General features: G+C 70.1%; 20 protein-coding genes, 1 pseudogene and 1 riboswitch. Of the genes and pseudogenes, 13 read left to right on the top strand and 8 right to left on the bottom strand.

Annotation, left to right across the window (positions count from 1 at the left end):
• Window positions 1-13: 13 nt before the first annotated feature.
• The gene (locus ACGFIF_RS01835) at window positions 14-1,651 is read left to right on the top strand and encodes a response regulator transcription factor (RefSeq protein ID WP_393150331.1); all 1,638 of its coding nucleotides are present in this window, start codon (window positions 14-16) and stop codon (window positions 1,649-1,651) included.
• A 74-nt stretch (window positions 1,652-1,725) separates the two neighbouring features.
• Entirely contained in the window at window positions 1,726-2,259 is a 534-nt protein-coding gene (locus ACGFIF_RS01830; RefSeq protein ID WP_393150329.1) for a hypothetical protein, read from the top strand.
• Here the strand turns inward: ACGFIF_RS01830 and ACGFIF_RS01825 are convergent.
• The gene (locus tag ACGFIF_RS01825) at window positions 2,225-3,232 is read right to left on the bottom strand and encodes a pirin family protein (protein ID WP_393150327.1); all 1,008 of its coding nucleotides are present in this window, start codon (window positions 3,230-3,232) and stop codon (window positions 2,225-2,227) included. The genes ACGFIF_RS01830 and ACGFIF_RS01825 overlap by 35 nt on opposite strands.
• The gene (locus tag ACGFIF_RS01820; RefSeq protein WP_393150325.1) at window positions 3,229-4,272 is read right to left on the bottom strand and encodes a PHP domain-containing protein; all 1,044 of its coding nucleotides are present in this window, start codon (window positions 4,270-4,272) and stop codon (window positions 3,229-3,231) included. Before ACGFIF_RS01820 ends, ACGFIF_RS01825 begins: the two co-directional genes overlap by 4 nt.
• Before the next feature lie 151 nt (window positions 4,273-4,423).
• On the opposite strand from ACGFIF_RS01820, the gene ACGFIF_RS01815 reads away from it, so the two are divergent.
• The 7 genes from ACGFIF_RS01815 to ACGFIF_RS01785 all read left to right on the top strand — a co-directional run bounded on the left by ACGFIF_RS01815 (window position 4,424) and on the right by ACGFIF_RS01785 (window position 12,063).
• Window positions 4,424-5,626: a PucR family transcriptional regulator gene (locus ACGFIF_RS01815; protein ID WP_393150323.1), complete on the top strand. Its 1,203-nt coding sequence runs from the start codon at window positions 4,424-4,426 to the stop codon at window positions 5,624-5,626.
• 78 nt (window positions 5,627-5,704) lie between these two features.
• Window positions 5,705-6,895, top strand: a complete 1,191-nt coding sequence (locus tag ACGFIF_RS01810; protein ID WP_393150321.1) for an acyltransferase domain-containing protein — start codon at window positions 5,705-5,707, stop codon at window positions 6,893-6,895.
• Window positions 6,896-7,016: 121 nt separating this feature from the next.
• Entirely contained in the window at window positions 7,017-8,012 is a 996-nt protein-coding gene (locus ACGFIF_RS01805; RefSeq protein ID WP_393150319.1) for a beta-ketoacyl-ACP synthase III, read from the top strand.
• Window positions 8,013-8,097: 85 nt separating this feature from the next.
• Window positions 8,098-8,346 carry an acyl carrier protein gene (locus ACGFIF_RS01800; protein ID WP_130446978.1) on the top strand — a complete coding sequence of 83 codons (249 nt, stop codon included), beginning with the start codon at window positions 8,098-8,100 and terminating at the stop codon, window positions 8,344-8,346.
• A 104-nt stretch (window positions 8,347-8,450) separates the two neighbouring features.
• Window positions 8,451-9,686, top strand: coding sequence for a beta-ketoacyl-ACP synthase II (fabF, locus tag ACGFIF_RS01795; RefSeq protein ID WP_393150316.1), 1,236 nt, complete (start codon window positions 8,451-8,453; stop codon window positions 9,684-9,686).
• 237 nt (window positions 9,687-9,923) lie between these two features.
• Entirely contained in the window at window positions 9,924-11,345 is a 1,422-nt protein-coding gene (locus ACGFIF_RS01790; protein WP_393150314.1) for an acyl-CoA carboxylase subunit beta, read from the top strand.
• 172 nt (window positions 11,346-11,517) lie between these two features.
• Window positions 11,518-12,063, top strand: coding sequence for a DUF3145 domain-containing protein (locus ACGFIF_RS01785; RefSeq protein WP_393153609.1), 546 nt, complete (start codon window positions 11,518-11,520; stop codon window positions 12,061-12,063).
• A gap of 296 nt (window positions 12,064-12,359) precedes the next feature.
• Here the strand turns inward: ACGFIF_RS01785 and ACGFIF_RS01780 are convergent, their stop codons facing one another.
• Entirely contained in the window at window positions 12,360-13,370 is a 1,011-nt protein-coding gene (locus tag ACGFIF_RS01780) for a LacI family DNA-binding transcriptional regulator (RefSeq protein ID WP_393150312.1), read from the bottom strand.
• 308 nt (window positions 13,371-13,678) lie between these two features.
• Between ACGFIF_RS01780 and ACGFIF_RS01775 the strand changes: the two genes are divergently transcribed.
• From ACGFIF_RS01775 to ACGFIF_RS01765, 3 genes and pseudogenes are all read left to right on the top strand, one after another.
• Window positions 13,679-14,152: a carbohydrate binding domain-containing protein gene (locus ACGFIF_RS01775; protein ID WP_393150310.1), complete on the top strand. Its 474-nt coding sequence runs from the start codon at window positions 13,679-13,681 to the stop codon at window positions 14,150-14,152.
• A 102-nt stretch (window positions 14,153-14,254) separates the two neighbouring features.
• A pseudogene (locus tag ACGFIF_RS01770) lies at window positions 14,255-15,364 on the top strand (glycoside hydrolase family 9 protein); the annotation flags it as partial.
• A 46-nt stretch (window positions 15,365-15,410) separates the two neighbouring features.
• A complete protein-coding gene (locus tag ACGFIF_RS01765) occupies window positions 15,411-15,572 on the top strand; it encodes a glycoside hydrolase family 9 protein (RefSeq protein WP_393150308.1) in 162 nt (53 codons plus the stop codon).
• 51 nt (window positions 15,573-15,623) lie between these two features.
• Here ACGFIF_RS01765 and ACGFIF_RS01760 read toward each other — a convergent pair whose 3' ends face one another.
• From ACGFIF_RS01760 to ACGFIF_RS01750, 3 genes are read right to left on the bottom strand one after another with little or no spacing between them, the layout of a single operon-like run.
• Window positions 15,624-16,577 carry a VWA domain-containing protein gene (locus ACGFIF_RS01760; protein ID WP_393150306.1) on the bottom strand — a complete coding sequence of 318 codons (954 nt, stop codon included), beginning with the start codon at window positions 16,575-16,577 and terminating at the stop codon, window positions 15,624-15,626.
• Window positions 16,577-17,539, bottom strand: coding sequence for a DUF58 domain-containing protein (locus tag ACGFIF_RS01755; protein ID WP_393150304.1), 963 nt, complete (start codon window positions 17,537-17,539; stop codon window positions 16,577-16,579). Before ACGFIF_RS01755 ends, ACGFIF_RS01760 begins: the two co-directional genes overlap by 1 nt.
• A gap of 29 nt (window positions 17,540-17,568) precedes the next feature.
• On the bottom strand, window positions 17,569-18,603 hold the full coding sequence (locus ACGFIF_RS01750) for an AAA family ATPase (protein ID WP_393150302.1): 1,035 nt from the start codon (window positions 18,601-18,603) through the stop codon (window positions 17,569-17,571).
• A gap of 252 nt (window positions 18,604-18,855) precedes the next feature.
• On the opposite strand from ACGFIF_RS01750, the gene ACGFIF_RS01745 reads away from it, so the two are divergent.
• The gene (locus ACGFIF_RS01745; RefSeq protein WP_393150300.1) at window positions 18,856-19,722 is read left to right on the top strand and encodes a hypothetical protein; all 867 of its coding nucleotides are present in this window, start codon (window positions 18,856-18,858) and stop codon (window positions 19,720-19,722) included.
• Between the two features lie 23 nt (window positions 19,723-19,745).
• Here ACGFIF_RS01745 and ACGFIF_RS01740 read toward each other — a convergent pair whose 3' ends face one another.
• Together ACGFIF_RS01740 and ACGFIF_RS01735 are read right to left on the bottom strand one after the other, a co-directional pair.
• Window positions 19,746-19,997 (bottom strand): hypothetical protein, encoded by a 252-nt coding sequence (locus tag ACGFIF_RS01740; protein ID WP_393150298.1) that lies wholly within the window; start codon window positions 19,995-19,997, stop codon window positions 19,746-19,748.
• A 19-nt stretch (window positions 19,998-20,016) separates the two neighbouring features.
• Window positions 20,017-20,085, bottom strand: a riboswitch (guanidine-III (ykkC-III) riboswitch).
• 3 nt (window positions 20,086-20,088) lie between these two features.
• On the bottom strand, window positions 20,089-20,913 hold the full coding sequence (locus ACGFIF_RS01735) for an aldo/keto reductase (RefSeq protein WP_393150296.1): 825 nt from the start codon (window positions 20,911-20,913) through the stop codon (window positions 20,089-20,091).
• Window positions 20,914-20,993: the final 80 nt, after the last annotated feature.

Raw genomic sequence — 20,993 nt, 5'->3', positions numbered from 1 at the left:
GAGGTCGCGGGTAATGGGCATTGTCGACGATCTGGAGCGGGCACGCAGGGCGTACGAACGACGCGACTGGGCGGTCGCCTACGAAGAGCTGTCCGCGGCCGCGGACGAATCGGGCGCGGCCGCGCTCGGCGCGGACGAACTGCTGGCTCTCGCCACCGCGGCCTACCTGGTCGGTAACGACGATGCCTGTATCCGGGCGCTGCAGCGCGGCTATCGCCTGCAGGTCGACGGCGCCAATCCCCTGGGCGCGGTCCGGTTCGCGTTCTGGCTCGGAATGGTGCACAACGTCCGGGGTGAAGGGGCCGTCGGCAACGGCTGGGCCGCCCGCGCGGAACGGCTGCTGGAGGATCAGCCCGACGACGTGGTGGAACGCGGCTACCTCCGCATCCACGAGTTCTACCGGTACCTCGGGCAGGGCGACTTCGTCGGGGCGCTGCGCGTCGGCACCGAGATCGCCGCGGCCGCTCGGCGCTTCCACGATCCCGACCTGTTGGCTCAGGGCCTGGTCTGCCAGGGCCGGCTGCTGATGTACTCCGGCCGCGTGCCCGAGGGATTGGCGCTCCTGGACGAGGCCATGGTCGGGGTCGCGGCGGGCGAGGTGTCGCCGATCTTCGCCGGCAACGTGTACTGCGCGATGATCGAGGGCTGCCAGGAGGTGCTGGACTTCGGCCGCGCGTCCGCGTGGACCACGGCGCTGACCCGCTGGTGCGACACTCAGCCCGACCTGGTTCCGTACACCGGCCAATGCGCCGTCCATCGGGGTCAGATCCTTCGACTGCATGGTGCGTTCGGCGAGGCCCTGGAGGAGTTCAACAATGCCTGCCAGCGCTATGCGGCCGCAGGTTCGCAGGCTGCCGCCGGACTCGCACTGAGTGAGTGCGGGGACGTACTGCGGATTCGTGGCGACTACCTCGCGGCTGAGGCCGCATACGACGAAGCGGCCGGGTTCGGCTTCGAACCCCAGCCAGGTCGCGCCTTGCTGCTGCTCGCCCGCGGTCGCACACCCGCAGCAGTCGCAGCGGTACGGCGACTGCTCGCCGAGACCGGCGACCAGGTACACCGCTCACGGCAACTGCCCGCGGCTGTCGAGGTGCTGATCGCCGGCGGACACGTCGATGACGCGACAACGGCCGCTGTGGAGCTGAACGGCATTGCCGAGAGCTTCGGATGTGCCGGTCTGCGCGCCATCGCCGCCTACAGCATGGCCTTGGTGGCTCTGGAGAGCAACGAACCCGACCGCGCGCTACCGGAGGCCAGGGCGGCGATGCAGCTGTGGAACGGACTGCAGGCGCCGTACGAGGTCGCCCGGGCGAAGGTACTGGTCGGACGGGCCTTCCGGCTGCTCGGCGACGAGGATTCCGCGACGGCCGAGCTGACGTCCGCGGTCCGGATCTTCACGGAGCTCGGTGCGACACCGGCCCGGCAGGACGCCGAGAAACTGCTCCACCGCGACATCGCCGGCGGGCTCACCGGCCGCGAGCTCGAAGTTCTGCGCTTGGTTGCTTCGGGCAACAGCAATACCGAGATCGCGCACCGGCTGGTGCTCAGCGACAAGACGGTGGCCCGGCATCTGACCAACATCTTCACCAAGCTCGACGTCCCCTCCCGGACCGCGGCGGCGGCGTACGCCCGCGACCACGACCTGCTCTGAAACGCTCTCTGGAGGGAGCCGATTCACTCTCACGGGTGAGGTCCCGCGGCGGCGCGCGTTGAATGCTCGGAAGTGTGAAAACGACTGAGCTCCCCGTGCCCCGGTGGGCCTACTGGCTGGCCCACGCGATCCCGTTCATGACCCTGCCGTCCGGTCTGTGGCGGCTCGGGCTGGTAGCAGGGTCCTCGATGGGCATGACCGACGACGCCGGCCATCCGATCTACCTGGAGGGGACCGGCGAGACGATCTACGTCATCTGCCTGTCGCTGTTCGCCGAGGCCGTCGCGCTGATCGCCTTCGGCCTGGTCAAACCGTGGGGCGAGGTCGCGCCGCGGTGGATCCCGTTCATCGGCGGCCGCCGGGTCAACCCGTACGCCGCGATCGTCCCGGCGATCCTGGGGAGTCTGTCGCTGATCGCGATCTGGACCTACGGCTTCCGCGACGTCTTCACCGACGACTTCCTCCCGTTCGCCGGCACCGGCTGGGCCGTCCTGATGATCGGCTGCTACGCCCCGCTCCAGCTCTGGGGACCGTCGCTCCTGGTCCTCACCTGGGCCTACTACCGCCGCCGCGTCAGCGCGCCCGCGGCCTTGGTTTCAGCGCGGTAGCGGGTAGCGCGGGTGCCGGCAGTGGGTCACCGTCGTAGCCCGGGACCATCGGGAAGCGATCGGTGCCGCCGGCGGCGATGGCGTCCTGCCAGGCATCGCGGGCGGTGACGATCTCTTCGTGGCTGCGGCCGATGAAGTTCCACCACATCACCAACTGCTCCTCGAAGGGTTCGCCGCCGAGGAGGAGCAGACGGGTGCCGTTGTCTGAGGCAACCAGGTCGACCGACTCACGGCCGTCGCCGAGGTAGACCATCTCGCCGAACGACGGGGTCAGGTCGCCGACCGTGACGGAGCCGTCGACGATCAGTACGGCGTACTCGTTGGACAGGGTGAGTGGCACCGTCACCGTGCGGCCGGGGTCGATGGTGAGGTCGGCGCCGACCAGTGGGGTGTAGGCCGGGGCGGGTGAGGTGACGCCGGCGACGGTGCCGACCATGACCGTGGCCCGGGCGCCGTCGAAGTCGATCGTCGGCAGGTCGGCGTACGCGTTGAAGGCCGGCGGGACGGTCGTACGCACGGAGTCCGGGAGCGCGACCCACAGCTGGGCGCCGTGCAGGATCGGCGGCGCGGTCGGCGTCGACACCTCGGAGTGCGCGATCCCGTTGCCCGCGGTCATGATGTTGAGCTCACCCGGCCGGACCATCGCGTGCGATCCGACGCTGTCGCGATGCTCGATCTCGCCCTCGAACAACCAGCTGACCGTCTGCAGACTCGTGTGCGGGTGCGGCGGGACCTGCATCCCCCGCTCCCCCGGTACGCCGTACGAGTCGACGCGACTCGTGAGGTCGTCCGGGCCGTAGTGGTCCACGAAGCACCACGCACCGACCATCCGGCGGTTCTTGTTCGGTAGCAGCCGCCGTACCTTCGTCGTCCGGCCGAGCACCACCTGCCGCGGCTCGAGGAACTCCAGCACGGATCCCCCCTCCCCGCACACGGACACGATCTCCGCCGGGTCTTTCTCCAGGTCGCTCATGATGCCGCCCATTCCTGCAGTTTCTGTTGGTCCCAGGTGTTGATGACGCGGTCGGGGGTCACACCGCAGTCCTCGGCGCGCTCGCAGCCGTAGACCTGCCAGTCGAGCTGGCCGGGGGCATGAGCGTCGGTGTCGATGGAGAACATGCAGTCCATCTCGGCCGCCAGCGACAGCAGCCGCTTGGGTGGGTCCAGCCGCTCCGGACGGGAGTTGATCTCGACCGCGGTGCCGAACTGACGGCACGCCTCGAACACGATCTCCGCGTCGAAGTCCGACTCCGGCCGGGTCCCGCGGCCGCCGGTGATCAGGCGGCCGGTGCAGTGACCGAGGATGTCGACATGCGGGTTCGCGATCGCCCGGACCATCCGCTCGGTCATCGGCTCGGCCGCCATCCGCAGCTTCGAGTGGACGCTGGCGACGACGAGGTCGAGCCGGGCCAGGATCTCGGTGTCACAGTCGAGCGAACCGTCCTCGAGGATGTCGACCTCGATGCCGTTCAGGATGGTGAAGCCGTCCAGCTCGTCCGCCAGCTTCTTGTTCAGCTCGGCGACCACCTCGAGCTGCTGCATCCGCCGTTCGCGGGACAGTCCGTTGGCGACGGTGAGCCGGGCCGAGTGGTCGGTCAGCGCCATGTACTTGTGCCCGAGGTTGTACGCCGTCCGCGCCATCTCCTCGATCGGGCTGCCGCCGTCGGACCACTCCGAGTGCAGGTGCAGATCCGCCTTGAGCTCCGCGCGCATCGCCGTACCGGCCGTGGTGAGAGCGCCCGCGGCCTCTTCGAGTTTCACCAGGTACGACGGGGTGCTGCCGTCCATCGCCTCGAGGATGACGGCCTCGGTCTTCGGCCCGATCCCGGGCAGCTCGGTCAGCGTCCCGGCCCGGCGGCGGGCCCGGACCTCGGCCGCCGGCAGGGCCGCGATCGTGTCGGCCGCTCGCCGGTACGCCTTCACCCGGTGCGTCGGCTGCTGGTCGCGCTCGAGGTAGTACCCGATCGCCCGCAGCGCCGCCACCGCATCCGCCACACCCGCCTTGTCGGTCATGGGGCCTCCCGGCCTGGACTGAGGAGTGGAGGGAGCGAAGCGACTGGAGCGACGAGGGAAGGTCGGGAGCCAAAGCCCCATGACCCGCCGCGCCGGAGGCGTGGCATCAATACCGTCATGCACCCATGATGGCAGCGGTTATGGTCGGGACGTGGCGAAGCGGTCGAAGGAGCATCTGGCCCGGGCGGAGCGGTTGCAGGGCGCGACTGGCGCGCTGGCCACTGCCGCGATGGCCGCGATGGACGAGAAGCTGCCCTGGTTCGGCAAGCTGTCCGCGCAGGACCGGTCCTGGATCGGGCTGGTCGCGCAGTCCGGTATCACTGCGTTCGTCGACTGGTTCCGCGACCCCGAGGAACACTCGTCGATGCCGATCCGGATGTTCGGCTCGGCGCCGCGCGAGTTCACCCGGGTCATCTCGCTGCACCAGACCGTCGACCTGCTCCGGACCACGATCGAGATGATCGAGAACACCATCGGCGACCTGCTCCCGCCCGAGGACGTGCCGGTGGTCCGTGAGGCGATGCAGCGCTACGCCCGCGAGGTCGCGTTCGCCGCCGCCACCGTTTACGCGCAAGCCGCCGAGATGCGCGGCGCCTGGGATGCCCGGCTCGAGGCCCTGGTCGTCGACTCGGTGATCCGCGGCGAAGCCGACGAGTCGGTCCGCTCCCGCGCCTCCGCCCTCGGCTGGACCGGAGCCGGTACGACGGGGTCCGCGGAGGTGACGGTGGTCGTCGGCCGGGCGCCCGAATCCGAGCCCGGCAGCGCCAACGTGGCCGACGTGGTCCGGCACGCGGCCCGGGAGGCCGGTGCTGACGCTCTGTGTGCGATGCAGGGCGACCGGCTGGTGGTAGTACTCGGTGGTACGAGTAAACCTGTCGAGATCGTACAAAACCTCGCTCAGTGGTTCGGACCCGGTCCGATCGTCGTCGGACCGGTGGTGAAAGACCTGATGGCGGCCGTGACGTCCGCCCGAGCGGCCATCGCCGGACTCCGCGCGGCACCCGCCTGGCCGGCGGCTCCGCGACCGGTCGAGGCCGACGAACTGCTGCCGGAACGGTCACTCTCCGGAGACGGCCACGCGCGTCGCCAACTCGCCTCCGACGTCTACGGCCCGCTCACAATAGGCGATGGCGTGCTACTCGACACCGTGTCGGCGTACCTCGACTCGGGTGGATCGATCGAGGCGACGGCCCGGGCGATGTTCATCCACGCGAATACTGTCCGGTATCGGCTGAAGCGTGTGGGCGAGATCACGGGCTACTCGCCACTGAACCCGCGAGACGCTTTCACACTGCGTGTCGCACTGGCGTTGGGCCGCCTGCTGAACCCCGAGCCGGGGAGCTCCGTTTTGTAGGATTCCTACAAAGTCGGCCCGGTAGAATTCGTGCTGCATTCCGGCCCACGGACTGCGCGGCTCAGGGAGAGTTGTCACGTGCTCGTCATCGTCGCGCCCGGTCAGGGTGCCCAGACCCCAGGATTCCTCGACCCGTGGCTGGAAGATCCCGCGTTCGAGAGCCGGCTGCACTGGCTCTCCGCGGTGGCCGGCCTCGACCTCGCCCACTACGGCACCAAGGCCGACGCCGACACGATCCGGGACACCGCGATCGCGCAGCCGCTGCTGGTCGCGTCCAGCATGCTGGCCGCGCTGGCGGTGTTCCCGCACCCGTCCGACGCGCTCAGCAAGGTGGGCGCCGTCGCCGGGCACAGTGTCGGTGAGATCGCGGCCGCGGCCGGCACCGGCGTCCTCTCCGCCGAGCAGGCGATGGTGCTGGTCCGCGAGCGCGGCAAGGCGATGGCCGCCGCCTCGGCGTTGACCGCCACCTCGATGACGGCCGTCCTCGGCGGCGACCGGGACGAGATCCTGGCCAAGCTGGCCGAGCACGGCCTGACCGCGGCGAACGACAACGGCCCCGGCCAGATCGTCGCCGCCGGCACGGTCGAGGAGCTCGCCGCGCTGGCGGCCGACCCGCCGGCCAAGGCCCGGCTGATCCCGCTGTCCGTGGCCGGTGCGTTCCACACCAAGCACATGGAGCCCGCGGTCCAGACGCTGGCGAAGTACGCGACCGCGATCAGCACCCACGACCCGCGGACCCGGCTGATCTCGAACCGCGACGGCCAGGTCGTGCACGACGGCCGCGAGGTCCTGAGCCGGCTCGTCAGCCAGGTCAACTCCCCGGTCCGCTGGGACCTGTGCATGGAGACGATGGCCGACCTGCAGGTGACCGGCATCCTCGAGCTGCCGCCGGCCGGCACGTTGACCGGGATCGCGCGGCGTGCCCTCAAGGGCGTCGAGACGTTCGCGCTGAAGACGCCGGACCAGCTCGACGACGCCCGCGCGTTCGCCGAGAAGCACGGCAGCCCGTCCGAGATCGACGCGTCGCCGACCTGGCGGCTGCTGGTCGCGCCGATGAAGGGCACCTTCACCCGCGAGGCCCAGGTCCGGCGCGAGCAGGGCGACACGGTCGAGGCCGGCGAGGTGGTGGCCCAGGTGAAGAGCCTGCGCGACGAACTCGACATCCAGGCTCCACACGGCGGCATCGTGGTCGAGTGGCTGGTCGAGGAGGGTGACCCGGTCTCCCCCGGACAACCGCTCGTCCGACTGCACCCGAACGGAGCAAACTGATGACCGTGCTTTTGGCCGGGCCTTCGGCGCCGGCGTGGTCATGGGGCCTTGGCTCCCGGCCTTCCCTCGTCACTCCAGTCGCTTCGCTCCCTCCGCTCCTCAGTCCAGGCCGGGAGGCCCCATGACCGCGATCACTCCTCAGACCGGTACGCCGTACGCCGGGGTCCTCGGCATCGGGTCGTACCGCCCGCGCCGCGTCGTACCGAACTCGGAGATCCTGGAGCACATCGACTCCAGTGACGAGTGGATCCAGACCCGGTCCGGGATCAAGGAGCGGCGCTGGGCCGAGGAGGACGAGACCGTTCTGATGATGTCGGTGAACGCCGCCAAGGACGCGCTGAAGGAGTCCGGGATCGAGCCGGGCCAGATCGGCTGCGTCATCGTCTCCACCGTCACGCACCTCTACCAGACCCCCGCGATCGCGACCCGGGTCGCGGTCGAGGTCGGTGCCCCGACCGCGGCCGCGTTCGACATCTCTGCCGCCTGTGCGGGCTTCTGCTACGGCATCGCGATGGCCAACGACCTGGTCCGCGGCGGCAGCGCGAAGTACGTGCTGGCGATCGGGGTCGAGCGACTGAGTGACCTGACCGACCGGACCGATCGCGGTACGGCGTTCATCTTCGCCGACGGAGCCGGTGCCGCGGTGGTCGGGCCGGCCGACGAGCCGGGGATCGGCCCGGTCGTGTGGGGTTCCGACGGGACCCAACACGAGGTGATCAGCCAGAAGGAGTCCTGGCAGGAGGCGGTCAGCAGCTCCAACTGGCCGCACCTGGAGATGGACGGCAACCCGGTGTTCCGGTGGGCGTCGTTCGAGATGGCGAAGACCGCGCAGCAGGCCCTCGACGTGGCCGGCGTCAAGGCCGAGGACCTCGACCTGTTCGTGCCGCACCAGGCGAACATGCGGATCACCGACGCGATGCGGCGGACGCTGAAACTGCCCGAGCAGGTCAAGGTGGCGCGCGACATCGAGCGGCAGGGCAACACCTCGGCCGCGTCGATCCCGCTCGCGATCACCGCGATGCGCGAGTCCGGCGAGGCGAAGAGCGGCGATCTCGCGCTCATCATCGGCTTCGGCGCCGGGTTGGTGTACGCCGCCCAGGTCATCCGGCTGCCGTAGTACTCCCCCATAGTTGTCCGGGGCGGCTCAGGTGGCCGGCCCGGCTGTTGTAAGCCAGAGAAACTCCGAAAGGGAAACCACGAACATGGCCAGCACCGAAGAGATCCGTTCCAACCTCGCCGAGATCGTGAACGAGATCGCCGGCATCCCGGTCGAGGACGTCCAGCTGGACAAGTCCTTCACCGACGACCTCGACGTCGACTCGCTCTCCATGGTGGAGGTCGTGGTGGCCGCCGAGGAGAAGTTCGACGTGAAGATCCCCGACGACGAGGTGAAGAACCTGAAGACCGTCGGCGACGCGGTCGCGTTCATCGAGCGCGCCCAGAACGGCTGACCACGCCCTGCTCTGTGCTGGCCGGTGCTCACCGGACCCCGGTCCGGTGAGCACCAAACACCCCTCGTTGACCGGATCCCCGAACTTTGAAGGATGAGGTAACCATGTCGAAGACCCGAGTCGTCATCACCGGGCTCGGAGCCACGACCCCGCTCGGGGGTGACGTCTCCAGCACCTGGGAAGGGTTGCTGGCCGGGCGCTCCGGCGCGCGGCGGCTCACCGACGAGTGGGTGCAGAACCTGGCGGTCCAGATCGCGGCCCCGGCCGCGGTCGAGCCGACCGAGGTGATCGAGCGGGTGAAGGCCCGCCGGCTCGACCGGAACGCGCAGCTCGCCGTCGTCGCCGCTCGTGAGGCCTGGGCCGACGCCGGCCTGGCGGACTCCGGGCTGGACAAGGAGCGGCTCGGTGTCGCCTGTGCCTCCGGGATCGGCGGCCTGCACACCACGCTGGCCAACTACGACGCGCTGAAGTCCAACCCGCGCCGGGTGTCGCCGCTGGCGATCCCGATGCTGATGCCGAACTCGTCCGCGGCGTACGTGAGCCTGGAGTTCGGTGCCAAGGCCGGCGTCCACACCCCGGTCTCGGCGTGTGCCTCCGGCAACGAGGCGATCGCGCTGGGCCTGGACCAGATCCGGCTCGGCCGCGCGGACGTCGTACTGGCCGGTGGGACCGAGGGCGCGATCATGGCGCTGCCGCTGGCCGCGTTCGGGCAGATGATGGCGCTGAGCAAGCGCAACGACGAGCCGGAGAAGGCGTCGCGGCCGTGGGACGTCGACCGGGACGGGTTCCTGCTCGGTGAGGGCGCCGGGATCCTGGTGCTGGAGTCGTACGAGCACGCCAAGGCGCGCGGCGCGAAGATCTACGCCGAGCTCGCCGGGGCGGGGATCTCCGCCGACGGGCACGACATCGCGCAGCCCGACCCGACCGGTTCCGGCGCGCGCCGGGCGATGGAGCGGGCGCTGGCCGAGGGCGACCTGGTCCCGTCCGACATCCGCCACATCAACGCGCACGCCACCTCGACCCCGCAGGGCGACATCGCGGAGTCGCTGGCGATCCGGCTGGCGCTCGGCAAGGACGCGGACAACGCGATCGCGACCGCGCCGAAGTCGATGATCGGTCACCTGCTCGGCGCGGCCGGCGCGGTCGAGTCGATCGCGACCGTGCTGGCACTGCACCACCGGGTGTCGCCGCCCACCATCAACCTGGACAAGCTCGACGACCAGATCGAGCTGGACGTCGCGACGGAGCAGCGCAAGCTGGCCGACGGGGACATCGCGGCACTGAACAACTCGTTCGGCTTCGGCGGTCACAACGCCGCCATCGCCTTCAAGACGGTCTGAGGTCCGGTACGGCGTACCGGCTCCAACCATCCCGGTACGCCGTACAACCTTCCTTCTCACCCCCCGGAGGCCCGATGACTGTATTGATGCCGTGCCTCCGGCACGGCGGGTCATGGGGCCTTGGCTCCCGGCCTTCCCTCGTCGCTCCAGTCGCTTCGCTCCCTGCGCTCCTCAGTCCAGGCCGGGAGGCCCCATGACCGGGCTCCCTGCGCTCCTCAGTCCAGGCCGGGAGGCCCCATGACCACCGCCGCTCCACAAAGGCCCGCCAAGGTCGCGCGTGAGGAGGACCCCCGGAATCCGGTCGCCCGGCTGACGCACCTGCTGGATCCGGGCAGCCTGGAGCTGATCACGCCGGACACCCTGTGCGGGATGCTCGCGGCGCGCGGCACGATCGCGGGCGCTCCGGTCATCGCGTTCTGCTCCGACGCCACGGTGATGGGCGGCGCGATGGGCGACGAGGGCTGCGACGTGGTGGTCAAGGCCTACGAGGTGGCGCGCCGGGAGGAACTGCCGATCATCGGGCTGTGGCACTCCGGTGGTGCGCGGCTGGCCGAGGGCGTGCTCAGCCTGCACGCGGTCGGCAAGATCTTCTACGCGATGACACAGGCCTCGGGGAAGATCCCGCAGATCTCCGTGGTGCTCGGCCCGGCCGCGGGTGGTGCGGCGTACGGCCCCGCGTTGACCGACATCGTCATCCTCGGTCCGGAGGGACGGATCTTCGTCACCGGTCCGGATGTCGTCCGCTCGGTCACCGGTGAGGACGTCGACATGCTGCGTCTCGGCGGTCCCGAGCCGCACGGACGACGGTCCGGCGTCGTCCACATCACCACCGACTCCGAGGCGGCCGCGATCGAGCAGGCTCGCCGGCTGGCGGACCTGTTCGCGAACCAGGGGTCGGTGTCCACCGACGTACCGGACACCGATCTGTCCGGATTGCTGCCGGAGTCGGCCAAGCGTGCGTACGACGTCCATCCGCTCGTCGGAGGGGTGCTCGACGAGAACTCCTCCGTCGAACTGCACCAGCGATGGGCACCCAATATCGTCACCACACTCGGCCGGCTCGGTGGGCGGACCGTCGGCGTGATCGCCAACAACCCGCTGCGGTTGGGCGGTTGTCTCGACGCTCTCTCGGCCGAGAAGGCGTCGCGGTTCGTGCGGATGTGCGACGCGTTCGGCGTCCCGCTCGTGGTCCTGGTCGACGTCCCTGGGTATCTGCCCGGTGTCGGTCAGGAGTGGGACGGCGTCGTACGGCGTGGGGCGAAGTTGCTGCACGCCTTCGCCGAGAGCGTCGTACCGCGGGTGACGCTGGTGACCCGGAAGACGTACGGCGGTGCCTACATCGCGATGAACGCACGGTCGCTCGGCGCCACCCGGGTCTTCGCCTGGCCGCGGGCCGAGGTCGCCGTGATGGGCGCGGTGGCCGCGATCCGGGTGCTGCACCGGCGCAAACTCGCCGAGGTCGCCCCGGAGTTGCGCGCCCAGGTCGAGGCCGAACTGGCCGCCGAACACGAGAAGATTGCCGGCGGCATCGAACGGGCCCGCGAGATCGGCGTCGTCGACGAGGTGGTCGACCCCGCCAAGACCCGCTCCGCCCTGGCCGCCGCCATCGCCGACGCCGACACCGGCCGCCGCGGACAGCACGGCAACATCCCGCTCTAGCCCCGCGCGGGGGTCTCAGCACGGCCGAATCCGGTCCGCGACACGACGGTGATGTGGTTGACACGGCGAGGTTACTGGTGTTGGTGGGGGCCGTGGTGCAAGATGTACGCAGTGTGCTGTCCGGTGCCGCGTGGTGCCGGGTGGGATGCTGGTTCCGCTGGGATCGATGCGGATGTTCGAGAACGCTGGGGAAGGCGCCCCTCGAGCACAGGAGGTCCCGGTGGCGACAACTCGTGGCGTTCTTTACGTCCACACGGTGCCGTCAGCGTTGTGCCCGCATGTCGAGTGGGCCGCGGGCGGCGTACTTGGCGTGCCCGTGAAACTGGACTGGACGCCTCAGCCGGCGGCCCAGGGCACCTATCGGGCCGAGCTGTCGTGGCAGGCCGAGGCCGGCGCCGCGGCGAAGCTGGCGTCCGCGCTGCGCGGGTGGCAGAAGCTCCGGTTCGAGGTGACCGAGGAGCCGAGCAACGGTGTCGAGGGTGAGCGGTACTCGTTCACTCCCGCGCTCGGGGTCTTCCACGCGACCACCGGCGTGCACGGCGACATCATGGTGCCGGAGGAGCGGCTGAAGGCAGCGATGCTGAAGGCGGCCAGTGGCGAGGCGGACCTGGCCGAGGAGGTCGAGCGGCTGCTCGGCCGGCCGTGGGACGACGAGCTCGAGCCGTTCCGGTACGCCGGCGACGGTGCGCCGGTGCGGTGGCTCCACCAGGTCGTCTGAGGCTCTCACCGCCGGAGTGAACCTGAGAACTTCTGAAGAAAGCTGTGAAAGCTACGGACTTCCCCGAACTTTTCGCTAAGACTGAGCATCAGACATCTCACTAGGGTGGGAGGGGCCGTGGCCGCTGGGCCACCGGGTGTCGGGACACCCCCGGTTGTCGCAAACAGCGGCCGCACCACGTGAAGGGCGCGGATCCTCGGATCCGCGCCCTGCGTGCGTCTCGGCCGCGGCCCGGGCGTCTCGGCCGCGGCCCGGCGTCTCGGCGCCGGCCCGGCGTCTCTGCCGCGGCCCGGCGGCTAGGCCGAGGCCCGCTGGATCAGGCGGGTCGGCAGGATCAGCGGGGTCGGGACCTCGCCGGCGATGAGCGACAGGAGCATCCTGGCCATCTCGCGGCCGAGGGACTGGATCGGCTGGCTGACGGTGGTCAGTGGTGGTTCGGTGTGGCGGGCGCTGGTGATGTCGTTGAAGCCGACGATCGCCACGTCGCCGGGGACGGTCTTCCCGGCGTCCTTCAGCACGCGCAGGGCGCCGATCGCCATCTGGTCGGAGGCGATGAACACGCCGTCCAGGTCGGGGTGCTTCGCCAGCAACTCCTCCATCGCGCGGCTGCCGCCGTCCTCGCTGAAGTCGCCGTGCACGACCCGGCGCGCATCCAGCCCCGCCACCGCGAGCGCCTCCTGGTAGCCCTTGTATCGCGCCGTACCGGCTCCCTCGTCCATCCGGCCGGTGATGGTGGCGATCCGGGTCCGGCCGGCCGCGACCAGGTGCTCAGTCGCAAGCCGGGCACCACCCCGGTTGTCGGCGTCAACGTAGTACCGCGGCTCGAAGTTGACCGGGCATCCCCCGAACACGACCGGTACGTCGGCATTGTCGGCCAGCGCGGCCGACGGATCGTCACCGTGCATCGACATCAGCATGACGCCGTCGGCCTGCCGGGTCCGCAGCAGTTGCTCGAGCCGGGTCTGACCGCGGGTCGACGTCGCCAGCAGCAGCATCAGCTCGAGCTCGGTCTCCTCCAGCACCGCGTTGACCCCGACCACGACCTCGGCGAAGAACGGGTCGGCGAACACCTGCGGGTTGTCGCTGGAGATCGCGAGCACGACCGCGCCCACCTGCTGGGTCGCCAGCGCCCGGGCCGTTGCGTTCGGCACGTAGCCGAGGTCGACCACGGCCCGCTGAACGGCCTCACGCTTGGCCTTACTGACATGTGGCGCGTTGTTGATCACCCGGGACGCCGCGGATCGCGACACGCCGGCCCGCTCGGCGACCTCGTCGAGCGTCACTTGCCGTCTGGAGCTGTCGGTCACCGGCGGGTCCTTAGCGATTGAGTGGGAAGAGGGTAGAACATCACGACCGCACGGCGCCGTCCATGCTGCCGCTGACACTGCCTGAGGGCCCGGGCGGGCTCGAAACCGGGAGCGCTTCCAGGCGAAGATAGGGCACCGATGACTCGGTTGTGAAGCCTCAGATCCACGCTCAGTGAGGTCTTGCCAGCCTGCGGGCGCCTCGGCAGCATGCTCACCACGCTGGCGCCCGGTTGGTCCGGCGTACTGCAAGCGCTCCCAGCGCACTCCCGGCGCCCGACCGGGCGCCATGGTCCTCCGGAGGCACGCCCATGCCCACCTCTCGACGGCGATCCGGCGCGATTGCCCTGACCGTCGCACTCACCCTCATCACCGCGTCCACGCCGGCCCTTGCGGCCGATCCGCCGTACGAGCGGGTCCTGAACGGGACCTTCGGCACGAGCAAGGAGCCGTGGTGGAGCAGCGGGAACACGCCGACCGCGGCGACCGACGGACGGCTGTGTGCGCAGGTCCCGGCCGGCACGGTCAACCCGTGGGACTCGATGATCGGCCAGGACGATCTCCCGCTCGAGCAGGGGCAGCCGTACACGCTGCGGTTCGAGGCGTCGGCCAGCCGGCCGGTCCAGTTCCGTACGGCGTTGCAGCAGGCGGCCACGCCGTACTCCACGGTGCTGAACAAGGCCGTCGACGTGACGACCACACCGCAGACTTTCGAGTTCACCGGCACGTCGCCGGTCACCGACACGCACGGGCAGGTGTCCTTCGCTCGACTGGCGGCTGCTTGACGGAGGCAACCAGATCGTTGCCACCGGCAAGACCACGCCCTACGGTGCCGATGCGGCCTCCGCCGGGACGCACTCGAGTACTTCTACAACAACCGCAGCGGCATCGAGATCAAGGCCGAGTACGTCGGCGAGCAGTACGCCAGGGCGGCCGGGCACCTCGGCATCGCACCCAACAAGGGCGACATCTCAGTCCCCTGCTTCCCCGGCACGTGCGACTACAGCCTCGATGTCAGGGGCGGTTGGTACGACGCCGGCGACCACGGCAAGTACGTCGTCAACGGCGCGCTGGCGGCATGGCAACTGCTCGACCTCTACGAGCAATCCGGGAAGCGCATCGCCCTCCGCATTCCCGAGGCAGGCAACGGGGTTCCCGACGTCCTGGACGAAGCCCGGTGGGAGATCGACTTCGTACTGCGGATGCAGGTTCCGGCCGGTCAGCCGCTGGCCGGGATGGCGCATCACAAGATCCACGACGAGAAGTGGACCGGGCTGCCGCTGGCGCCGGCCGCGGATCCGCAGCAGCGGTACCTCTACCCGCCATCGACCGCGGCGACGCTCAACCTCGCGGCCCTCGGGGCACGATGCGCACGCGTCTACGCCCACTGGGACCTGCAACTCGCAGGCAAGTGCCGGGCGGCCGCCGAGAAGGCGTGGACCGCGGCCCGGCGGCATCCGGCGATCTACGCACCGGACGGCGGTGAAGGCGGTGGCGCGTACGACGACACCAAGGTGACGGACCAGTTCTCGTGGGCCGCTGCCGAGTTGTTCACGACGACCGGCAAGACGTCGTACAGGAAATTCATCACCACGTCGTTGCAGGCGGCCGACGGGTTCTCGTGGCAGGAGACCGGCGGGCTCGCGGACCTCGCTCTGGCCCGGATACCGTGGCGGCTCTCACCCATCGAGCAGTGGAAGCTACGCCAGCGGATCGCCGGAGTCGCCGACGTCTACCTCGCCGATCTCAGAGCGCAGGGCTACGCCAACCCCTACAGGCCGGCGGACGGCAAGTACGTCTGGGGCTCGAACAGCGGTACGGCGAACAACGCGATGATCCTCGCGATCGCGGCGGACCTCACCGGGCGAGCGTCGTACCGATCGGCGGCGTTGGAGTCACTGGACTACCTGCTCGGCCGGAACGCGGTCGGCCTGTCGTACGTGACCGGCTACGGCGAGCGGTCCAGCCACAACCAGCACCACCGCTTCTGGGCCCACTCGCTGAACCCGGCGCTACCGTCGCCGTACCCGGGCTCGCTGGCCGGTGGACCGAACTCCGGCCTCCAGGATCCCGTTGCCCAACGCAACCTCCAGGGCCGCCCCGGCCAAGTGCTACCTCGACGAGATCGGCTCGTACTCCACCAACGAGGTCGCGGTGAACTGGAACTCGGCGCTCGCCTGGCTGACGGCGTACGCCGCCGCCTGAACAGTACGAACGCCCGCGCGGACCTCCGCGCGGGCGTTCAGCAGGTCACGATTACGGGAAGCGGGACGCCAGCGCGATACAGGCGCCGGCGGCGGCCAGGGTGAAGAGCATCGCGATCCCGGCGAAGCGGGCGGTGACTTCCTTGTCCACCTCGTCGTACCCGACCGAGGAGCCGATGTCCTTGTAGACGTCCTCGAGCTCACCGGCCGACTCGGCCGTGTACGCCTCGCCGCCGCTGATCTCGGCGACGCTGCGCAGCTCGGCGCGGTCCGGTGGCACCCGCTGGCGGATGCCGTCCATCTCGATGAAGCCGGAGTCGGTGCCGAAGCAGATCGTGTAGACCGGCGTGTTCTTCGCCTTCGCGGCCTGTGCGCCTTCCTGCGCGGTCCGGCCGACCGTCCGCTTGCCGTCGGACAGCAGCACGATGCGCGCCGGGGCCGGGTCGTTCGGGTGGTCCGGGTCCGGTGGGACCTGGGTAAGCGCCTGCAGCGAGGTGAAGATGCCTTCACCCGTTGCGGTCGACTCGGCCAGCTCCAGCCCGTCCACCGAGCGCAGTACGGTCGCCCGGTCGGTGGTCGGCGGCACGATGATGGACGCCGTACCGGCGAAGTTGACCAGCGCCACGTTGAACTTGCCCGGCAACTGGTTGATGAAGTTCTTCGCCGACTTCTTCGCCGCCTCCAGCCGGTTCGGCTCGATGTCGGTGGCCATCATCGACAGCGACACGTCGATCGCGACCACGATCGTGGCCCGCTCGCGCGGCACCTTGACCTGGTCCTTGGGCTGCGCGAACGCCACGATGCACGAGCACGCGGCCAGCAGCGCGAGGACGACGGCCAGATGCCGCCGCCACTGCGGACGCCGCGGCGCGACCCGGTCGAGCAGCGCGATGTTGGTGAAGCGGAGTGCGTACTGCGCCCGGCGGTGCTGCAGGAAGATGTAGCCGGCGACCACGACCGGGATGATCAGCAGGAACCACAGCCGACCGGGAGACAGGAACTCCATCAGCGAGCCACTCCCTTCGGCGGTTGGTGCAGGCGGGGCGCCACCCGCCGGTAGGCGAGCACGAACCGCACGGTGTCGGCGACCCAGTCACGGTCGGTCCTGAGGACCAAATGCCCCGCACCTACCCTACGCAACGCGGTCCTGGTTCGTTCCCGTTGCGCCAGCGCGGCCGTCGCGAACGCCTCCCGGACCTTGCGCCGCCGGGTGTCGATCTCCCGGACCGCGCCGGTCTCGGGGTCACCGATCATGACCACGCCGATGTTCGGAAGTTCCAGCTCGCGTGGATCGACGATCTCGACCGCGAGCACCTGGTGCTGCGCAGTGAGCTTGCGCATCGCGCGCTCCCAGGACGGCTCCAGCCGACTGTCGACCTCACCGTCCTCCGGGGTGAGGAAGTCGGACACGATCACCCGCAGCCCGCGCTTGCGCTGGGTCCGGGCCATCGACTCCAGCGCCGCCGCCAGATCACTGCGGTGCGCCTCCTGGTCACCGTTGACCTGCTCGGCCAGCAGCGCCCGCAGCAGCCCATAGAGGGCCAGCCGCCCGGACCGCGCCGGCCAGCGCCGCAGCGCCGAGTCTCGCAGCATCAGCCCGCCGAACCGGTCTCCCAGCCGGTGGGTCAGGAACCCGACCGTGGCGACCGCCGCGACGGCCAGCTCCCGCTTCTCCAACTGCGACGTACCGAAGTCCATCGAGGCGGACAGGTCGACCAAGGCCCACGTCTCCAGCTCACGGTCGGCAATCAGGTCCCGCACGTGCGGAACCGTCGTACGGGCCGTGACCGCCCAGTCCATCCGCCGTACGTCGTCGCCGACCTGGTACTCGCGGGCCTCGGCCAGCTCGGTGCCGGGACCAGGCAGCAGCCCCAGATGCTCACCGTGCAGATAGCCCTCCAGCCGCCGTACGACGGTCAGCTCGAGCCGCCGGAGTGCACGCTCGGGAGCGAGCTGCGAGATCGTCATCGCAGCCCGCGGGTCTGGTCGGTTGGGCACTACACGAACTCCGGACGGCCGGAGCCGTCGGTGCCGTCGCGCCAGACCGGCTGCGGCGGCGGGACGGTGGCGAGGATCCGCTCGATCACGGCACGCGGGTCGATGTTGTCCGCGACCGCGTCGAAGGTCAGCCCGAGGCGGTGGCCCATCACGTCGAGCGCGACGGTCTGGACGTCACTCGGCAGCAGGTAGTCCCGGCCGTGGATCAGCGCGAGCGCCCGGCCGGCCGCGATCAGGCCGAGGGTGGCCCGCGGGCTGACGCCGAGCTCGATGATCGGCTCCAGGTCGGGCAGGTGGAAGTCCGACGGCGTCCGGGTCGCCATCACCAGGCGGACGGCGTACTCCGCGACCAGGTTGTGGACGAAGACCTGCTCGGCCGACCGCTGCAGCTCCAGGATGGTCTCCGGCTTGAGCACCTGCCGCGGCTCCGGCGGATCGACGCTCATCCGGCGCAGGATCTCGAACTCCTCGTGCCCGCGCGGGTGCGGTACGTCGATCTTGACCAGGAACCGGTCGCGCTGCGCCTCCGGCAGCGGGTAGACGCCCTCGGACTCGATCGGGTTCTGGGTGGCGATCACGATGAACGGCTTCGGCATCGGGAAGGTCTGGCCGCCGATCGACACCTGCCGCTCGGCCATCAGCTCCAGCATCGCCGACTGCACCTTGGCCGGGGCCCGGTTCACCTCGTCGGCGAGGACGAAGTTCACGAACGTCGGGCCGAGCTCGATGTCGAAGGCCTCCCGGGTCTGCCGGTAGATCCGGGTACCGACGATGTCGGACGGGACCAGGTCGGGGGTGAACTGGATCCGGGCGAACGTACCGCCGACCACCGACGCGAAGGTCCGGACGGCCAGCGTCTTGGCGACACCGGGGACGCCCTCGAGCAGACAGTGACCCTTCGCGAGCAACGAGACCATCAGAGTCTCGACCATGTGCTCCTGGCCGACGATCACCCGCTTGACCTCGCTGATGGCCTCGCCGATCAGCCGGGACTGCTGGGCCACCGATCCAGTCGGCACAGTGGTTTCGGTCATGCCTGTCCTTCCGGGGTCCACGCTCGGACCTTGTCAACACCGCGCCGTGTCCCGGCGCACTCACAACACCGGCCATTCCATCAGATCCCCGGGTCCCCCGGGCGCACGGCCCACCAGGTCCATCCCTATCCTCCCCGTCCGCTCAAATCCGCACTCCTCAGGCGGCCTGTCGTCACAGCCGGTGAGCACCGGCGGGATGCCGCATCCGGGTGTGGCGACAGTGCTACCAGGGATGTGGTGGGATTGGGGGTGATGACTGCGACGGAATCACACACCGAGGTGCGGCCGGCGGATGCGCCGGAGGAGACGCCTGCCCGGTTGATTCCGGAAGCGCTGCCGCTGATGCCGGAGGACCCGCCCCGGGTGGGCGAGTTCTGGCTGCGCGGGCGGCTCGGTGCGAACGCGGCCGGCTACCTCTACACCGCCGCCGACGAGCACGGCCGAGAGGCCGTGGTCGCGATGATGACCGAGGGTTCGGCCGACGACGCCGCGGCGCGGGACCGGTTCGTGACCGCGGTCGACGAGGTGCCGGGCGACGCCGTCCTGGCGCACAACGACGCCGACGACGACGATCTGGCGCTGTGGGTCGCGATCGGACCGATCCGGGCCGACGACGGGTCCAGCGCGGCCGCGGACGAGCGGCTGATCGCGGAGCGTCGCGGTGAGGACGTGCTGTCCGCGGTCCTGATGGACCGGATCCCCCACGTCGGCCGGTTCCGCGGCCCGGACTTCCTGCACTACTGGGAGGGCCGGCGGCGCCCGGGCCTGTTCCGGATCTGGCCGCTGCCGTGGCCGACCTCGCTGCGGGCGGCGTCGCGGTGGGCGCTGGTCCTGTCCCTGATCACGATGGCGATCATCATGGCGCTGGCCGTGTTCCTCGCCTGGCTGCTGTTCCGCAACGCCGAGCCGCTGGAGCCGGAGCCGGTCATCCCGACCCCGACCGGTACGACGACGGTCACGGTCACCCCGACCACGCCGCCGCCGGGCAGCGGTTCGCCGTCCGGCTCGCCGTCGACCGGCCCCAGCCCTTCCCCGGGGTCGCCGACGTCCGGTATCCCTACCGGGCTGCCGAGTACGCCGGGCTCCCCGGGCACCGGCGATCCCGGCGACAAGTTCTAGGGTCGTCCGCCGCTCCGGGTGGTCTAGGTCGTCTGCTCCCGGGTGCGGGTCAGGCTCAGCAGGCCGATCAGGCTGATCACGGCCCAGGTGCCCTCGAGCAGCAGGAAGCCCCACGACGACTCGGCCGCGGCGATCACGGCCAGGACGGCGGAGCCGACCAGGTTGAGGAGTTGGTACGACGCGGTGCGCTGCCGCAGCCATCCGGCCTGGGCGGCCGCGAAGGCGGTCAGGATGGTGAGCGCACCGGCGATCTCGACGATGTCGATTGCATGCATCGGAGTGCCCCTCCAGGGGCGGGCGCCGTCTTGTCGTGGACCGGGTACGACGCCAACTCGTCCGGGGAACCGCAGAACGCAGCTCCTCCGTTCAGGATACCAACCTCAGCAGATCGGGATCGCGCCAGAGCGTAGCCGGCACCGGCTGCCGGACGAGTGCCGCGTCGGCCCGGATCTCGGCCGGGCTGGCCGCCGCGATCAGTACCGACGTGACCGCGGAATGCCTGGTGGGAAAGGCGAGTGCGGCCTGCGGCAGCGAGACTCCGTACCGTTCGCAGACCGCGGAGATCCGGCGGGCGCGGATCGTGGCCGGGTCGCTCGACTGGTCTGTCTGCAGTACCTGCGGGGTGAGGACGCCGGACACGATCACCGACACCCCACGCGCCAGGCATCGATCGAGTAGCGGCGTCGCGGACTGGTCGAGCAATGAGTACTGCCCGGCCAGCAGAACCGTGTCCAACTCGACGTCGCGAACGATCCGGTCGAGCAACCGCCAGTCATCGGACGCGACCCCGATGGCCTTGATGACACCGTCGCGCCGCAGCTCGTTCAGGACCGGGTACGCCGCCTCGTCCTGATCCCGGATGAACACCAGGTCGACGGCCAGCCCGAGCCGGTCCATACTCGCCTGCACCGATTCCCGCGGGTCCGCGCCGGCCACCTTGGTGGACAGCAGGAACTCGCCGCGGGGCCGCCGCCGCAACGCCGTCCCGAGGCGTTGCTCGGCGACGCCGTACGCCGGGGAGGTGTCGAAGAACCGGATACCGGCCTGGTACGCCGCGTCGATCGTGGCGATCGCCTGCGCATCCCCGTCCGGGCTCGGTGGTTCGCCGAGTCGCGAACCACCGAGCCCGAACCGGGGTGGCCTGAACATGCTCGCCGAGGGAGGCGCGAGGGCGTGACTCGGAGCTGCCATCGCACTGTCACCTCCCTGGTCGGGTAGCTACCAGGATCGGGGTTGCGCGACGAGTTCGCATCTCGAAACCGCACGCTCTT

The organism is Kribbella sp. NPDC049174, assembly GCF_043197365.1.
Taxonomy (GTDB): domain Bacteria; phylum Actinomycetota; class Actinomycetes; order Propionibacteriales; family Kribbellaceae; genus Kribbella.
This window is presented reverse-complemented; position numbering and strand designations above follow the sequence as displayed.

Coding starts and splice junctions, on each gene's coding strand:
- ACGFIF_RS01835 (WP_393150331.1), top strand. CDS start 14: ATGGGCATTGTCGACGATCTGGAGCGGGCACGCAGGGCGTACGAACGA.
- ACGFIF_RS01825 (WP_393150327.1), bottom strand. CDS start 3,232: ATGAGCGACCTGGAGAAAGACCCGGCGGAGATCGTGTCCGTGTGCGGG.
- ACGFIF_RS01820 (WP_393150325.1), bottom strand. CDS start 4,272: ATGACCGACAAGGCGGGTGTGGCGGATGCGGTGGCGGCGCTGCGGGCG.
- ACGFIF_RS01805 (WP_393150319.1), top strand. CDS start 7,017: ATGACCGCGATCACTCCTCAGACCGGTACGCCGTACGCCGGGGTCCTC.
- ACGFIF_RS01800 (WP_130446978.1), top strand. CDS start 8,098: ATGGCCAGCACCGAAGAGATCCGTTCCAACCTCGCCGAGATCGTGAAC.
- fabF (WP_393150316.1), top strand. CDS start 8,451: ATGTCGAAGACCCGAGTCGTCATCACCGGGCTCGGAGCCACGACCCCG.
- ACGFIF_RS01790 (WP_393150314.1), top strand. CDS start 9,924: ATGACCACCGCCGCTCCACAAAGGCCCGCCAAGGTCGCGCGTGAGGAG.
- ACGFIF_RS01785 (WP_393153609.1), top strand. CDS start 11,518: ATGTTCGAGAACGCTGGGGAAGGCGCCCCTCGAGCACAGGAGGTCCCG.
- ACGFIF_RS01775 (WP_393150310.1), top strand. CDS start 13,679: ATGCCCACCTCTCGACGGCGATCCGGCGCGATTGCCCTGACCGTCGCA.
- ACGFIF_RS01760 (WP_393150306.1), bottom strand. CDS start 16,577: ATGGAGTTCCTGTCTCCCGGTCGGCTGTGGTTCCTGCTGATCATCCCG.
- ACGFIF_RS01755 (WP_393150304.1), bottom strand. CDS start 17,539: ATGACGATCTCGCAGCTCGCTCCCGAGCGTGCACTCCGGCGGCTCGAG.
- ACGFIF_RS01750 (WP_393150302.1), bottom strand. CDS start 18,603: ATGACCGAAACCACTGTGCCGACTGGATCGGTGGCCCAGCAGTCCCGG.
- ACGFIF_RS01745 (WP_393150300.1), top strand. CDS start 18,856: ATGACTGCGACGGAATCACACACCGAGGTGCGGCCGGCGGATGCGCCG.
- ACGFIF_RS01740 (WP_393150298.1), bottom strand. CDS start 19,997: ATGCATGCAATCGACATCGTCGAGATCGCCGGTGCGCTCACCATCCTG.
- ACGFIF_RS01735 (WP_393150296.1), bottom strand. CDS start 20,913: ATGGCAGCTCCGAGTCACGCCCTCGCGCCTCCCTCGGCGAGCATGTTC.